The 14,705-nt window shown below is 73.3% G+C and carries 14 protein-coding genes; 3 read left to right on the top strand and 11 right to left on the bottom strand.

The genetic code is table 11. From position 1 onward, the window contains the following. Positions 1-88 precede the first annotated feature (88 nt). Positions 89-784, top strand: coding sequence for a hypothetical protein (locus tag OG357_RS20740; RefSeq protein ID WP_329622568.1), 696 nt, complete (start codon positions 89-91; stop codon positions 782-784). On the opposite strand, the gene OG357_RS20735 is transcribed toward OG357_RS20740, so the two are convergent. After that, on the bottom strand, positions 769-1,281 hold the full coding sequence (locus tag OG357_RS20735) for a GbsR/MarR family transcriptional regulator (RefSeq protein ID WP_329622567.1): 513 nt from the start codon (positions 1,279-1,281) through the stop codon (positions 769-771). The genes OG357_RS20740 and OG357_RS20735 overlap by 16 nt on opposite strands. 84 nt (positions 1,282-1,365) lie before the next feature. Here OG357_RS20735 and OG357_RS20730 point away from each other — a divergent pair, with 84 nt between their 5' ends. Further along, positions 1,366-2,265 (top strand): ABC transporter ATP-binding protein, encoded by a 900-nt coding sequence (locus tag OG357_RS20730; RefSeq protein ID WP_329622566.1) that lies wholly within the window; start codon positions 1,366-1,368, stop codon positions 2,263-2,265. Then, on the top strand, positions 2,262-3,833 hold the full coding sequence (locus OG357_RS20725) for an ABC transporter permease (RefSeq protein WP_329622565.1): 1,572 nt from the start codon (positions 2,262-2,264) through the stop codon (positions 3,831-3,833). The genes OG357_RS20730 and OG357_RS20725 overlap by 4 nt, the downstream gene beginning before the upstream one ends. Before the next feature lie 31 nt (positions 3,834-3,864). Here the strand turns inward: OG357_RS20725 and OG357_RS20720 are convergent, their stop codons facing one another. From OG357_RS20720 to OG357_RS20675, 10 genes are all read right to left on the bottom strand, one after another. Beyond that, positions 3,865-5,067 (bottom strand): cytochrome P450, encoded by a 1,203-nt coding sequence (locus OG357_RS20720; protein ID WP_329625644.1) that lies wholly within the window; start codon positions 5,065-5,067, stop codon positions 3,865-3,867. Between the two features lie 36 nt (positions 5,068-5,103). Beyond that, positions 5,104-5,769 (bottom strand): response regulator transcription factor, encoded by a 666-nt coding sequence (locus tag OG357_RS20715; RefSeq protein ID WP_329622564.1) that lies wholly within the window; start codon positions 5,767-5,769, stop codon positions 5,104-5,106. Then, positions 5,766-7,112 carry a sensor histidine kinase gene (locus OG357_RS20710; protein ID WP_329622563.1) on the bottom strand — a complete coding sequence of 449 codons (1,347 nt, stop codon included), beginning with the start codon at positions 7,110-7,112 and terminating at the stop codon, positions 5,766-5,768. The genes OG357_RS20715 and OG357_RS20710 overlap by 4 nt, the downstream gene beginning before the upstream one ends. A 76-nt stretch (positions 7,113-7,188) precedes the next feature. Further along, on the bottom strand, positions 7,189-8,058 hold the full coding sequence (locus tag OG357_RS20705; RefSeq protein ID WP_329622562.1) for an alpha/beta hydrolase: 870 nt from the start codon (positions 8,056-8,058) through the stop codon (positions 7,189-7,191). A gap of 102 nt (positions 8,059-8,160) precedes the next feature. Further along, positions 8,161-9,363 carry a kynureninase gene (gene kynU, locus OG357_RS20700; protein ID WP_329622561.1) on the bottom strand — a complete coding sequence of 401 codons (1,203 nt, stop codon included), beginning with the start codon at positions 9,361-9,363 and terminating at the stop codon, positions 8,161-8,163. Beyond that, entirely contained in the window at positions 9,356-10,207 is an 852-nt protein-coding gene (locus OG357_RS20695; protein WP_329622560.1) for a tryptophan 2,3-dioxygenase family protein, read from the bottom strand. The genes kynU and OG357_RS20695 overlap by 8 nt, the downstream gene beginning before the upstream one ends. A 124-nt stretch (positions 10,208-10,331) precedes the next feature. Next, complete coding sequence (locus tag OG357_RS20690; protein ID WP_329622559.1) at positions 10,332-11,153, bottom strand: DUF3152 domain-containing protein; 822 nt, start codon at positions 11,151-11,153, stop codon at positions 10,332-10,334. Between the two features lie 305 nt (positions 11,154-11,458). After that, positions 11,459-11,872 carry a DUF3151 domain-containing protein gene (locus tag OG357_RS20685; protein WP_317596825.1) on the bottom strand — a complete coding sequence of 138 codons (414 nt, stop codon included), beginning with the start codon at positions 11,870-11,872 and terminating at the stop codon, positions 11,459-11,461. 29 nt (positions 11,873-11,901) lie between these two features. Further along, positions 11,902-13,359, bottom strand: coding sequence for an MFS transporter (locus OG357_RS20680; RefSeq protein ID WP_329622558.1), 1,458 nt, complete (start codon positions 13,357-13,359; stop codon positions 11,902-11,904). Between the two features lie 96 nt (positions 13,360-13,455). Beyond that, positions 13,456-14,616 (bottom strand): MalY/PatB family protein, encoded by a 1,161-nt coding sequence (locus OG357_RS20675; RefSeq protein ID WP_329622557.1) that lies wholly within the window; start codon positions 14,614-14,616, stop codon positions 13,456-13,458. Positions 14,617-14,705: the final 89 nt, after the last annotated feature.

Below are 14,705 nucleotides of genomic sequence, written 5' to 3'. Positions count from 1 at the left end.
CGGCGCGGCGAGCCGGGGTCCCGGCGTCCTGTCGCTCCCGTCCACGACCCCCTCCCCCGCGGCCCCGCCTCCGGGCTACGCTCCGCCCGTGAGTCTCGACGAAGCCGGTACCGCGCCATCCCCGACGTACGCCCTGCTCGCCGCCGAGGCCGCGCGTGAGGTCGTCGCGCCGGCCCGCGCGCACCGCCCGGAGGCGGACGTCCGGGCCGTGCCCTGGTGGCGGGTGCGGAGTCTGCGCCAGGGCTCCGGACTGGGTGAGGTGCTGATCTCCGGGGTCGTCTGCGCGGTCCTCCTCGGCGTGCTGACGCCGACCGACCTCGACGGGGGCCCCGAGATCGCTGCGTACACCTTCGGGATGATGATGCTCGGCACGTTCGTGGTCTCCGGCTACCGGCTGCTGACCACCGGCCGCCCCGCCGCCCGCCGCCTCGCCCGGGCCGCGACCGCTCCCCGGCCCGCCACCCGGCGGTACGTGCTGCTGCACGGCCCTGCGGGCGGGCGGCCGAGCCTGTTCCTGTTCCCGGACGGCGAGCGGCCGGACGACCTGCCCGACGGCCTGTTGATGCTTCGGCCGTCCGACGCGCTGCCCTCCGCGCCCACCGGCTCCGTGGAGCTGCACGGCTGGCTCGACCGGGCGGACTCCGGTCTGCCGGTCGTCGTCCCCTGGGTCGACGGGCGGCCGCTGTGGCCCGCGGAGCCGCTCTGGGAGGCGGGCAGTGCCGACTTCGAGGGGCAGCTGGAGTGGCTGGCACCGGGCGTGGAGGCCCCTCAGCCGCCCGCCTGACCCTCCTTGTGGGCCCGCCAGCGGTCCATGATCCCCAGCATCTCCGTCTGGAGGAACGCGAAGAAGTCGGCCGTCTCGGCGGTCCGCCGGCCCGCCGCCGTGTCCGGGCCGAGCGTCTCCACGCCGTCGCGGAGGACCTTCTCCCAGCGGGTCAGGACCTGGTCGCGGCGGGTGAAGGTCTCGTACCAGAGCTCGTTGTGGAGGACGTACCGCTCGCGGCGCGTGCCCGGGTCGCGCTCGCGGCTGACCATGCTGACCTGGTTGAGGTAGCGGATCGCGCCGGAGACCGCCGCCGGGCTGATCCGGAGCTGTTCGGCGAGCTCGGCCGAGGTCATGGAGGCCGTCTCGGAGGCGAGGAGCGCCGCGAAGACCCGGGACGCCATGCGCTGCATGCCGGCCTCCGTCATCTCGGCGGCGAAGCGCTCGACGAAGCGGGAGGCCGCCGCGTCGTCGACCTCGGTCCCTTCGGCGCCTTCGGTGCTGCTCATGCCGGTCATCGTCTCCCTCGCTCGTCTTACCACCCCGACTTTATACGCTTCCTTAACTTCACAAGTTTGTGAAAGTATCGTACGTTCAGAAGCATGACGAAGGCAATCAGCGTCGCCGGACTCCACAAGTCCTTCGGGCGCACCCACGCGCTGGACGGTCTCGACCTCGCCGTCGAGGCCGGCGAGGTCCACGGCTTCCTCGGCCCCAACGGCGCCGGGAAGTCCACCACCATCCGCGTCCTCCTCGGCCTGCTGCGCCCCGACTCCGGCGCCGCCGCCGTCCTCGGCCGGGACCCCTGGCAGGACGCCGTCGCGCTGCACCGCCGCATCGCGTACGTCCCCGGCGACGTGACGCTCTGGCGCAACCTCTCCGGCGGCGAGGTCATCGACCTGTTCGGGCGGCTGCGCGGCGGCGGCCTCGACCGGTCCCGGCGCGCCGACCTGATCGAGCGCTTCGAGCTCGACCCCACCAAGAAGGGCCGCACCTACTCCAAGGGCAACCGCCAGAAGGTCGCCCTCGTCGCCGCCTTCGCCTCCGACGTCGACCTGCTCGTCCTCGACGAACCGACCAGCGGCCTCGACCCGCTGATGGAGGAGGTCTTCCAGAGCTGCGTCACCGAGGCGCGGGAGCGCGGCCGGACGGTGCTCCTCTCCTCGCACATCCTCAGCGAGGTGGAGACCCTCTGCGACCGGGTCAGCATCGTCCGCAAGGGCCGGATCGTCGAGTCCGGCTCGCTCGCGGAGCTGCGCCACCTGACCCGTACGAGTGTCACGGCCGACCTCGCCTCCCCGCCCAACGGGCTCGCCCACCTCCCCGGCGTCCACGACCTGGCCGTGACGGGACACCGGGTGAAGCTCCAGGTCGACACCGACAAGCTCGACGCCGTCCTGCGGTCCCTGACCGGGTCGGGAGTCCGGAGCCTGACCAGCACCCCGCCCACGCTGGAGGAGCTCTTCCTCCGCCACTACGCGGAAGAGGGGGCCCTGCGATGACCAGCGTGACCGGCACCGGGACCCTCACCCGGCTCGCCCTGCGCCGCGACCGGCTCATGATCCCGCTCTGGGCCGTCGTGACCGGCGGCATCGTCGCCAGTGGCGCCGGCTCGATGGAGGGGCTGTACGGCACGGCCGCCGAGCGCGCCGAGGTCGCCGCCTCCATGACCGCCAACAGCTCGATGCGCTCGTTCTACGGGCCGGTCTTCAGCGACTCCCTCGGCGGGCTCGTCGCCTGGCGCTTCGGCATGTTCGCCGCCGTCCTCGCCGCCGTGGCAAGCCTGATGGTCGTCGTCCGCCACACCCGCGACGAGGAGGAGACGGGCCGCCAGGAGATGCTCTCCGCCGGAGCGGTCGGCCGCCGCGCCCCGCTCACCGCCGCCCTCCTCGCCGCGCTCGCCCTCAACGGCGCCGTCGCCCTCATCGTCACGGCGGGGCTCGCCGGACAGGGCGCGGCCGGGGCGCTCGCCCTCGGCCTCGCCGTCGGCGGCACCGGCATGGTCTTCGCGACCCTGGCCGCCCTCACCGCGCAGCTCACCGAGAGCGCCCGCCTCGCCAGGGGCCTGGCGGCGGCCGTCCTCGGTCTCGCCTTCGTCCTGCGGGCGGCCGGCGACGCCGGTACGGCCTCCGGGGACTCCGTCCTGACCTGGCTCTCCCCCTTCGGCTGGGCCGAGAACGTCCGCGCCTTCGCCGGCGAACGCTGGTGGGTGCTGCTCCTGATCGGCGCGGCCGTCCTGGTCCAGACGGCGGTGGCGTACGCGCTGACCGGCCGCAGGGACGTCGGCGCGAGCTTCCTCGCGACCCGGCCGGGCCCGGCGGAGGGACGGCTGGCCTCGGCCGGGGCGCTCGCGTGGCGGCTCCAGCGCGGCTCGCTCCTCGGCTGGTCGCTCGGCTTCCTGCTCGGCGGGCTCGTCTTCGGCGGGATGGTCGAGGGCGCGGCCGACATCGTCGGCGACAACGCGCAGGCCCGCGAGATCTTCGAGCGGATGGGCGGGCAGAGCGGGCTGACGAACGCCTTCCTCGCCACCATGGTCTCCCTCTTCGGGATGATCGCCGCGCTCTTCGCCGTCGGGTCGGTGCTGCGGGCGCACGGCGAGGAGACCTCCGGCCGCGCCGAACCGCTCCTCGCGAACGCGGTCGGCCGGATCCGCTGGGCCGCCAGCCACCTGGTGATCGCCTTCGGCGGCTCGGCCCTGATCCTGGTCCTCGCCGGCCTCGGCCTCGCCCTCTCCTACGGGCGGGACCTCGGTCCGGTCCTGGGCGCCTCGCTCGTCCAGCTCCCGGCGGTGTGGACCCTCGCCGGGCTCGCCGTCCTCCTCTGGGGCGCCGTCCCGAAGGCCGCGCCCGCCGCGTGGGGCGCGGCCGGGGTCTGCCTGGCCCTCGGCTGGATCGGCCCGGCGCTGGACCTGCCGCAGGCGGTCCTGGACCTCTCCCCCTTCGGCCACCTGCCGAAGCTCCCCGGGCAGGACCCGGCCTGGCTCCCGGCCCTGACCCTGACCGCCCTGGCAGCGGCCCTGGTCACGATGGGCCTGGCGGGGCTGCGCCGCCGGGACGTGGAGACGAACTGACGGCGGGCCCCGCCCCGTACGGCGGCAGGCCTCACACCTCCACGAGCAGCTCCTCGAAGCCCCGGATCACGTACCCCGGCTTCCACACGGGCTCCGCCGCGAGCCGCAGGCCCGGCGCCTGGCGCAGCAATTCGCCGAAGACCGCCTCCAGTTCGAGGCGGGCGAGCGGGGCGCCGAGGCAGTAGTGGATGCCCGCGCCGAAGGTGATGTGGGGGTTGTCGGCGCGGGTGAGGTCGAGCTCGTCGGCCGTCGGGCCGAAGCGGGCCGGGTCGCGGTTGGCGGAGCCGAAGAGGAGGGCGACCTCGGAGCCGCGCGGGATGACCTGGCCGCCGACCTCGATGTCGTCGAGGACCCAGCGCTCGAACATCTGGAGCGGGGTGTCGTACCGCAGAAGTTCCTCCACAGCTGTGGACAACTTTTCGGGATCCGGACGGACACCCTTGCGGAAGAGCGTCCACCAGCCGTTGACCGTGGTGTTCACGGTGGCCTCGTGGCCCGCGTTCAGGAGCAGGACGCAGGTGGAGATCATCTCCTGCTCCGTCAGCCCCTCCACCGCGACGAGGCCCGAGATCAGGTCGTCCCCGGGGCTCTTCCGGCGCCGCGCGATCAGCTCCCGCAGGTAGTCCGAGAACTCGATCGAGGCCGTCACCGCCCGCCGGGCCGTCTCCTCCGAGGGGTTCAGCTCGAACATCCCGCAGATCGCCGCCGACCAAGGCCGCAGCCGCCCCCGCTCCTCGTCGTCCTCCGGGACGCCCAGCATCTCGGCGATCACCGCGACGGGGAGGGGTTCGGCGACCGAGGCGAGCAGATCGCCGCCGCCCTGCGCGACCAGGTCGCCGACGAGCCCGGCGGCGAGCCGCCGTACCGTCGGCGCCAGGTTCTCCACCGTCCTCGGCGTGAACGCCTTCGACACGAGCCGCCGGATCCGGCCGTGGTCGGCCGCCTCCAGGTCGAGCAGCCCGTGGTCGTTGAGCGTGTGGAAGGGCTCGTACGCGGCGGCCGGCGCCTCCCGCCCGAACTCCTCGTGGGTGAACCGGTGCGTGTACGTCCGGCCGAGCCGCCGGTCTCGGAGGAGCGCCGACACGTCCTCGTAGTGCGGGATCAGCCACTGCCGGGTGGGACCGTGCCAGTGCGCGCGACCGGCGGCGCGCAGCCGGGCGTAGGCGGGGTACGGATCGGCGACGAACCCGGGGGACCAGGGGTCGTACACGGCGTCGACATCAACAGCGTCCATGGCGTTCATGACCGGACGCTACCTCCGAACGGGCCGTCAGCCGCCGACACGCACCAGACCCGCCTCGTACGCGAAGACCGCCGCCTGCGTCCGGTCGCGCAGCCCCAGCTTCACCAGGATGCGGCTCACGTGCGTCTTGATCGTGGACTCGGCGACGACGAGGTGCTCGGCGATCTCGACGTTCGACAGGCCCTGCGCGATGAGCACGAGCACCTCCGTCTCCCGCTCCGTCAGCTCCCCGATCTGCGCCATCGCCGGCGGGCGCGGGGAGCTGCCGGGTGCCTTGGCGAACTCGGTGATCAGCCGCTTCGTGACGGTCGGCGCGAGCAGCGCCTCGCCGGCCGCGACGACCCGCACGCCCTCCGCGAGCTGCCGGGCCGAGGCGTCCTTGAGGAGGAAGCCGGAGGCCCCGGCGCGCAGCGCCTGGTACACGTACTCGTCGAGGTCGAAGGTGGTCAGGACGAGGACCTTCGCGTCCTCGTCGGCGGCGACGATCTCCCGCGTGGCGTCGATGCCGTTCAGCTCGGGCATCCGGATGTCCATGAGGACGACGTCCGGGCGGAGGGCGGCGACCTGGGAGATCGCCTCCCGGCCGTTGACGGCCTCGCCGACGACCTCGATGTCGGGCATCGCGCCGAGCAGGACGGAGAAGCCCTCGCGGACCATCATCTGGTCGTCGACGATCAGCACCTTGATGCTCATTCCCCGGCCTCCTCACGGGTCTCGTCACGGGTCTCTTCACGGCTCACGGGGATGAAGGCCGCCACCTCGTAGCCGCCGTCGGCCGTGACCTCGGCGGTCATCTCGCCGCCCAGCATGGTCACCCGCTCCCGCATGCCGGTGATGCCGTGCCCGGCTCCGGGCGAGGGCTTCACGAGACCGCGCGCGGGCCCGTTGGCGACGCGCAGCCCGAGCCCCCCGAGGACATAGCTGACCTCGACCTTCGCCGCCGCGCCGGGCGCGTGGCGCAGGACGTTCGACAGGGCCTCCTGGACGATCCGGTACGCGGAGAGCTCCACGCCCTGCGGCAGCTCGCGCACCGCGCCGGTCACCGTCTTCTCGACGTCGAGCCCGGCCTCGGTGACGTTGCGGACGAGTGCGTCGAGGTCGCCGAGGGTCGGCTGCGGGGCGTCGGGGGCCTCGTAGTCCTCGGCGCGGACGACCCCGAGGATGCGGCGCAGCTCGGTCAGCGCGGCGACGGCGTTCTCGCGGATGGTGAGGAAGGCCTGCTCCAGCTCCGGCGGCGGGTTATCGACCCGGTAGGGCGCGGCCTCCGCCTGGATGGCGACCACCGACATGTGGTGGGCGACGACGTCGTGGAGCTCACGGGCGATGGTGGTGCGCTCTTCGAGGACGGTCCGCTTGGAGATCTCCTGGGCGGTGACGGTCTGCTGGGCGGTGACCTCGCGGTCGGCCTGGCGGCGGACCTGGATCATGGAGACGGTGAGCAGGACGAGGGCCGAGACGAAGAGCAGCGGGACCGAGACGGAGCTGCGGCCCATGCCGAGGAACATCTCGGCGAAAAGGCAGTAGGCGGCCGTCACGAGCCACATCCACACAGCGGTACGGGGCCGGGTGCGGGCGGCGACCACGCCGAGGACCACCACATGGCCGACGAGGCATGCCCCCGTCCAGGGCCAGCCGCCGTCGAAACCGCCGACGTACCCGACGAAGGGGGCCGCACCGAGCGAAGCCCAGAAGGCGAGGATCGGCCGGACCAGGGTGAGCAGCACGATCGCGGCCGGCAGGCAGGTGATCACGAGCGCCGACACGCCGAAGGCGTAGTAGATCCGGTCGTATCCCAGAGCGAAGACGATCACGGCGCAGAACGCGACGAATGCGTGCGGGAGCAACCCCGCGAAGATGCGTATCCGCTCCGGCAGGAAGCGGGTCGGCCCGCTGTTCACGTCCATGCGCGGCAGCGGTCGGTAGGCGAAGGCGTCATGGAAGAGCTCTTGGCGCAGCCCGCCGATGGCCACCTGCACCAGGTGGAGCTCGGGGCTGCGGCTCGTCTCGGAGGTCCGTGTCTCGGTCACGCGCTCCACGGTACGGGCGGCGGGGGACCCGGTCGTCCCGCTCGATGCGGATCCTCCGCCGTCCCCCCTGAGGACTACGTGTCCGTCACCAGGCCAGCTGGGCGATCTCCTCAGAGACCACCGCGCACGCGTCCGCCGCCGGGTCGATCAGCGGGAAGTGGCCGACGCCTTCGAGAAGCGTGAAGCCGACCTCCTCGCCGGCCTTCGCCGCCGCCTCCGCGTACGCCTCGGCGACCGTGTGCGGGACGACGACGTCCTCGCGGCCCTGGACGATCGTGGTCGCGATGCCCGTCGGGAGGAGGACGGCCGGGTCCGCGAAGGCCGCCCGGTGCGCGTACTCCGCCTCGCCGCCGAGGAGTTCGGTGACCGCGCCGCCGCACACGCCGAGCTCCACCGCCCGCTCGAAGTGGGCGATCGGGGCGAGGGCGACGACCCCGCGCAGCGCGGGCGGGGCGGGCAGCCGCCAGGGGGAGCCGGCGGGCAGGACATGGCGGGCCGCGGCCCAGAGGGCGAGGTGCCCGCCGGCGGAGTGGCCGGTGAGGACGATCCGGGCGGTGTCCGCCTGCGGCAGGTGTGCGGCGGCCAGCGCCGGTACGGCGTCGAGCGCGGCGGCCACGTCGTCGAAGGTCTCCGGCCAGCGCCCGGCGACCGGGGCCGTACCGCCCTGGCGGGGGATGTCGCTGCCGCGCCGGTACTCGACGCTGGCGACGGCGAAGCCGCGGCGGGCCAGGAAGTCCACGAACGGGGTCAGATGCTGCCGGTCGTACGGCGCCCGCCACGCGCCGCCGTGCAGGGCGACGACGAGCGGGGCCCGGGTGCGGCCGTCGCGCGGGGCGTAGAAGTCGACCACCTGGTCCGGGTGGTCGCCGTACGCGGCGGAGGCGTCCGGGGCGACGGCCGGGTGCGAGAAGGCCGACGCTTCTTCGGCGGCATCGCGCGCGGCGGGGTCCGGCATGCTGTTCCAACCTCTCGGTGACGCGGCCGAATTGGCCTGACCTGCGGGGACGGTACCAGCACCGGAGCCCCCGCAGATCAGGCGATCATCGGACGGTCACCCTCAGGCGGGGAGGTCGGCCAGGACCTCCGCGAGGATCCGGGCCGCGCGCTCCGCGTCCGCGAAGCCCACGTACAGCGGCGTGAAGCCGAACCTCAGCACGTCCGGGCGGCGCAGGTCGCCGACGACCCCGCGCTTGATCAGCTCCGCCATCACGGCGGGCGCGTTCTCGCAGCTCAGCGCGGTCTGGCTGCCGCGCTCGGCGCGCGCTCCCGGCGTCACCGGGACGACCCGGCCCGCGGGCGCGTAGGCGGCGACGCACTCCAGGAAGAAGTCCGTCAACGCGAGGGACTTGGCGCGCACGTCCTCGATCGCGACGCCGTCCCACACGTCGAGCGCCGACTCCAGCGCCAGCATGGAGAGGATGTCCGGCGTCCCGACGCGGCCCCGCAGGGCGCCCTCGGCCGCCTCGTACCCGGGGGTCATCGCGAACGGGTCCGTGTGCGAGTTCCAGCCGGGCAGCGGCGAGTCGAAGGCCGCCTGGTGGCGCTCGGCGACGTACAGGTACGCGGGCGAACCGGGGCCGCCGTTCAGGTACTTGTAGGTGCAGCCGACGGCCAGGTCGACCCCGTGGGCGTCCAGGCCGACGGGCAGGGCGCCCGCGCTGTGGCACAGGTCCCAGACGGCGAGCGCGCCCGCCGCGTGAAGCGCGGCGGTGAGGCCCGGCAGGTCCTGGAGCCGACCCGTCCGGTAGTCGACGTGGTTGACGAGCGCGAGGGCCGTCCGGTCGCTCACTGCGTCCGCCATGTCGGCCGGGTCGCACGCCACGATCTCGTGACCCGTCATGCGCGCCGCGGACTCCGCGATGTACCCGTCCGTGGGAAAGGTCGTCGCGTCGACGAGGATCTCGTCCCGCTCGTCGCCGTTGATCCGGGCCGCGGCGACGACCGCCTTGAAGACGTTCACGCTCGTCGAGTCGCCGACCACGATCTGCCCGGGGGCGGCGCCGACGATCGGGGCGATCCGGTCGCCGATCCGCTCGGGCGCGGTCCACCAGCCCGACTCGTCCCAGGAGCGGATGCGCAGCTCGCCCCACTCACGGGTGATCACGTCGGCCATGCGGGCCGGGACGTGCGCGGGCAGCGCGCCGAGCGAGTTGCCGTCGAGGTAGACGGTCCCGGCGTCGAGGGCGAACTTCTCGCGGTACTTCGCGAGGCCGTCGGCGGCGTCGAGTTCCAGGGCCCTGCCCTTGAGGAGGTCAGACATGGCTGCGCGCCGTCCAGAGCTCCGGGAACACGTTCTTCTGGGCCCGCTTCTCCAGCCAGGCCACGCCCGCCGAACCGCCGGTGCCGGTCTTCGCGCCCATCGCGCGCCGGGTCGCCACCAGGTGGTCGTTGCGCCATCGCCAGACGAGCTCGGCGACGTCGCTGAGGGCCTCGCCGAGCCGGACCAGCTCGGTGTTCTGGTCGGTGTCCGCGTAGATCCCGGCCCAGACGGCCTCGACCGCCGGGGAAGGCTCGTACCGCTGCGCGAGGTCACGGCCGAGGACCGACTGCGGCACGGGCAGACCGCGCCTGGCCAGCAGGCCGAGGACCTCGTCGTACAGGCTCGGCTCCTGGAGCGCCTTCTCCAGCTCGGCGTGGACGCGGGGCGCGCCCCGGTGCGGGACGAGCATCGACGCGGACTTCTCGCCGAGCAGGAACTCCATGCGGCGGTACATCGCCGACTGGAAGCCGGAGCCCTCGCCGAGCGCGGCCCGGTAGGCGTTGAACTGGCCGGGGGTGAGCTGGGCGAGCGGCCGCCACGAGTGGTTCAGGGCCTCCAGCTCGCGCACCGAGCGCTTGAGCGCGTCCATCGCGACGGGGACGCGGTCCTCGCGCAGGGCGCGGCTCGCGGTCTCCCACTCGTGGACGATGACCGTGAACCACAGCTCCATGACCTGGGTGGTGACCAGGAAGACCATCTCGCCCGGGTCGTCCGAGCGGAGGTGCTGGAGGTGGGTGAGGACGTCCGCCTGGACGTAGTCCTCGTACGGCGTGGTACCCGCGAAGTCGAGGTTCGGGTCGACCGAACCGGCTCCGGAATGGGGAGAACCCGGGGGGAGTGACATTTCTGTCTCCTCGATACGAACTACCGGGTAGCGGTCTGCTCCACCGCCCGCGCGTACTTCCCTGCGGCACGGGAGCCCCGGTCCCCTCGGGAGGCGTGCTTCGTCGCGCGCCGTCCCAACGGCATCATGACACGATCGGGCCCGTGATGTAGCTCCCGTCTTCGTCATACGGAAATGCGTTCGAACGGCAGCCGTTCAGACCCTTGATCTGCTGCATCATCGCCGGCGCGAGCTTGCCCGGACCCGGGCAGCCCATGTGCTGCCTGATGCCGATCTCGTGCCCCACCTCGTGGTTGATGATCAGGTGCCGGTACTCGGCCGGCTCCCCCGCGAAGGTCGGCGAGCCGAGCATCCACCGCTTGAGGTTCACCACGACGCCGTCGGTGGTCTCGCAGTTCAGCTCGCCGTGGGTGTTCAGACCCTGCTGGGCGCAGAGGGCGTCCGCCGTGTCCGGGGTGGCGATCCGGATGACGAAGTCGGCGTTCTGCGAGACCAACTGGAAACGGCCCCGGCCGTGCGCGGCCCAGCTGCGCGGATGGGCCAGGATCTGCTGGATCTCGGCGGCCGCCGAGTGCGCCGAGAGCTCGATGCCGTCCTCGACCTGGACGCGGTAGCGGCGCAGCGAGCCGCCTGTGCCCTCCGCGTCACCGGAGGCCTGCGCGGTGGTGAAGGTCCCGGCGCCGGACTTCGGCACGGTCGTCTTCTTCGGCGTCGGCGTCGGCTTGGGTTTCGGCTTCGCCGTCGTGGCCTTCGGCTTCGGTTTCGGCTTCGCCGTGGTCGGCCGGGGGGTGGGTGCGTCCGTCGTCGGATCCGCAGTCGCGGTCGTCGCCTGCGGCGCGGGGGCGGCCGAGTCGTCGGTCGTCTGACCGTTGAAGTGCGCGAGGGCCGCGCCGCCGCCGAGGGCGACGGTCATCAGGACCAGGACCGGCAGCGCGAGACGGCGCACGGGACCGCGTCTGCCTCTGCCCCGCCGGCGGCTCTGTGTCCCTCGCCGTCCTGCGGGTGCGGCACGCTTGCCCACGACAGTCTTCTCCCCTGCGTCGGCCGGTGTGGGGGAAGAGGAAGTGGGGCCTCGGAAACCGGCGTTCTCGGTGCTGCGGTCCCCGGGATCGTACCGGCCCTCTTCGAACATCCTCGAACGTGCTCGGGCGCAACGAGAGGTGTGTCCCGTTTTCCCCCGACCCGGCGGGACGGGGGAAAATCGGGATGGATCAGGTCGTTCGGAAGACCGTCGGGAACGTCACAGGAAGGTCAGCCGAGCGTCTCCGCCGCGGTCTCCGAGGAGTCCCGCAGGAAGGTCGTGCAGCGCTCGAACTCCTCCTTCTCGCCGATCGCGCCGGCCGCCCGGGCGAGGGCGTGCAGCGCGCGCAGGAAGCCGCGGTTCGGCTCGTGCTCCCACGGCACCGGGCCGTGGCCCTTCCAGCCGCTGCGGCGCAGCGAGTCCAGGCCGCGGTGGTAGCCCGTACGGGCGTAGGCGTACGACTCGACGACCCGGCCGCCCTCGAAGGCGTCGTCGGCGAGCTGCGCCCAGGCGAGCGAAGACGTCGGGTACTGCGCGGCGACCTCCGCCGGCGCCGTACCGTTCGCGAGCAGTTCGCGCGGCCCCGGGTCGTCGGGCAGGTGGGTGGGGGCCGGTCCCCCCAGAAGGTTCTCGTGGATGGCCATGGGGACCACCCTAGGGGGTGTGCCGGGGCTCAGGCCGGGGCGTCCCGCTCGCCCGGGTCGAGCGGCGGTGACGTCACCCCGCAGTGGACCCGGCACTCCGGGTGGCACGTGGCTCCCACGGCCGGGGTGCGCATCGTCGTCCAGGCGAGCACCGCCCCCACCACCAGGATCCCCGCGCACATCGGCATCGCGCGCCGGAAGGTCTCGTCGAACTCCTCCGCCGAGAGGTACGCCTCCGGGCCCATCCCCGCCAGCAGCGGCAGCGCGGCCACCGCGAGCAGTCCGGCCGCCCGCGCCGCCGCGTTGTTGATCCCGCTCGCCAGGCCCGCCCTGGCCACGTCCACGGAGGCCAGGACGGTCGCGGTCAGCGGGGCCACCAGGGCCGTCATGCCGAGACCGAGCACCGTCACGGCCGGCAGCACGTCCTGCACGTACGAGGCGTCCTCCCCGACCCGCAGCATCAGCAGCATCCCCGCCGCGCACAGCAGCGGCCCCACCGTGAGCGGGATCCGGGGCCCGATCCGCTCCCCCAGCTCCCCGGACTTCGCCGACAGCAGCAGCATCAGCACGGTCGTCGGCAGCAGCGCGGTACCGGCGCCCAGCGCCGAGTAGCCCGAGACCACCTGGAGCTGGAGCGCGGCCAGGAAGAAGAAGCCGCCGAACGCCGCGTACACGCACAGGGTGACCAGATTGACCGACGTGAACAGCCGGGACGCGAAGATCGACGGGGGCGCCATCGCCCGCTCGCCGCGCCGCCGCTCCACCACCACGAACCCCGCCCCGAGCACCACCCCGACCGCCCCCGCCCACCAGGCCTCGCCGATCAGCGCGTACGTCACGAGCCCGAGCCCCGCCGCGCCCAGGACCGCACCGAGCACGTCGAAACGGCCGTGCGCGGTCTCGTCCCGCGACTCCGGCACATGACGCAGGGCGACGGGCACGCAGAGGGCGGCGAGCGGCACGTTCAGGAGGAACACCCACCGCCAGCCCGGCCCGTCCACCAGCCAGCCGCCGACGAACGGCCCGACCGCCGCGCCCACCCCGCCGAAGCCGGACCACAGACCGACCGCCTTGGCCCGGTCGTCCTCGTGGAAACTGGCCTGGATCAGCGCGAGCGATCCGGGTGTGAGCAGTGCCCCGCCCACGCCCTGGAGGGCACGGGCCGCGATCAGGATCCCGGTGTTCGGCGCGAGCCCGCACAGCAGCGAGGCCAGCGCGAACCACACCACCCCGATCACGAAGACCCGGCGGCGGCCGTACCGGTCGCCGAGCGCCCCGCCGAGCAGGATCAGCCCGGCGAGCGTCAGCATGTAGGCGTTGACGGTCCACTGGAGCGCGCCGAGGTCGGCGTCCAGGTCCTCGCCGATGTGCGGCAGGGCGACGTTGACGACGGTGGAGTCCAGCAGCACCATCCCGGAGCCGAGGACGGTCGTGAACAAGATCCACCGGCCGGTCCCCGAGGCCATCCGTACGTCCCGCTCACCCATGCCTGCATGGTCCCGCGAAGCCGCCGCGACCGCGCTCCGAACGACCCGGCCTCAGGCCATCCGGAGCCTGACCGCCGCCCGCCCGACCGGTCTCGGTCAGGCCGTACGCAGCCGGGTCGCCGCCCGGATCAGCGCGTCCACGCCCCGCTCGGCCTTCTTCCTCGGGCAGCCCACGTTCAGCCGGACGAAGCCCGGCGTCCCGTACACCCCGCCCGGCATGATCGCGACCTTCTCCACCGACACCAGCTCCTCCTGGAGCCGGGTCTCCTCGATCCCGAGCGGCCGCAGGTCGATCCAGGCGAGGTAGCCGGCCTGCGGGGGCTCCCAGACGACGCCGGGCAGGCCCGTGGCCAGCCGCTCCCGGAGCAGCTCCATCGTGCCCGCGACATAGCCGCGCAGCTCGTCCAGCCACGGTGCGCCCTGTCGGTACGCGGCGATGTGGGCCGTCAGCGAGAGGACGGCGGGCGAGGCGAGGCCCTCGCCGGTCTCCATGCGCCGGACGAAGGCCTCGCGGGCGTCGGGGTCGCCGAGGATCCCGTACGAACCGGAGAGCGCGGGGAAGTTGAAGGCCTTCGTGCCGGAGGTGACGAGCGCCCAGCGGCGGCCCCGGCCCGGCTCCGCCACCCGCGTCCACGGGACGTGGCGGTGGCCGTCGGTGGTGAGGTCGGCGTGGATCTCGTCGCTGACGACGGACGCGCCGTGGCGCTCCGCCAGCTCGGCGAAGGCGGCGAGCTCCTCCTCCGTCCACACCCGGCCGGTCGGGTTGTGCGGGGAGCAAAGCAGCAACATCCGGCTGTCGGGGCGGGCCAGCTCCCGTTCCAGGGCGTCGAGGTCCCCGAGCGGTACGCCGCGCAGCTCGCGCCCGAGCCCGGTGACGGCCTTGCGGAAGCCGTCGTAGGTGGGGGTGTGCACGACGACGCCGTCGCCGGGCTCCGTCCACATCCGCAGGAGCTGCGACAGCTGGTTGAGCACGGACGGCGCGTACACCAGCGCGCCCGGGTCGATCTCGGTCGCGTACCGGCTCGCGTACCAGTGCCGGATCGCGTCCCGGAAGTCGCCGAGCCGCCAGTCCGTGTAGCCGAAGACCCCGTGGTCGACGCGGTCGCGCAGGGCGGCAAGAACCTCCGGAGGCGAGGCGAAGTCCATGTCGGAGATGGTGAAGGGGAGCAGGTCGGAGACGCCGAAGCGGTCCGCTATCCCGTCCCACTGGACCGACCAGGTCCCGTGCCGGTCTGTCTCACGGTCGAAGTCGTACATCAGGCCCTCCGCCCTCTCGTCGACGCACGAAGGCCCGGCACCTCGGGAGGTACCGGGCCCGTCGTTCACAGGATGACTTACGTCAGCCT

The sequence above is a fragment of the Streptomyces sp. NBC_01255 genome (assembly GCF_036226445.1).
Classification (GTDB): domain Bacteria; phylum Actinomycetota; class Actinomycetes; order Streptomycetales; family Streptomycetaceae; genus Streptomyces.
Note: the sequence above shows the minus strand (reverse complement) of the source record. Positions and strands in the feature narration are given on the sequence as shown.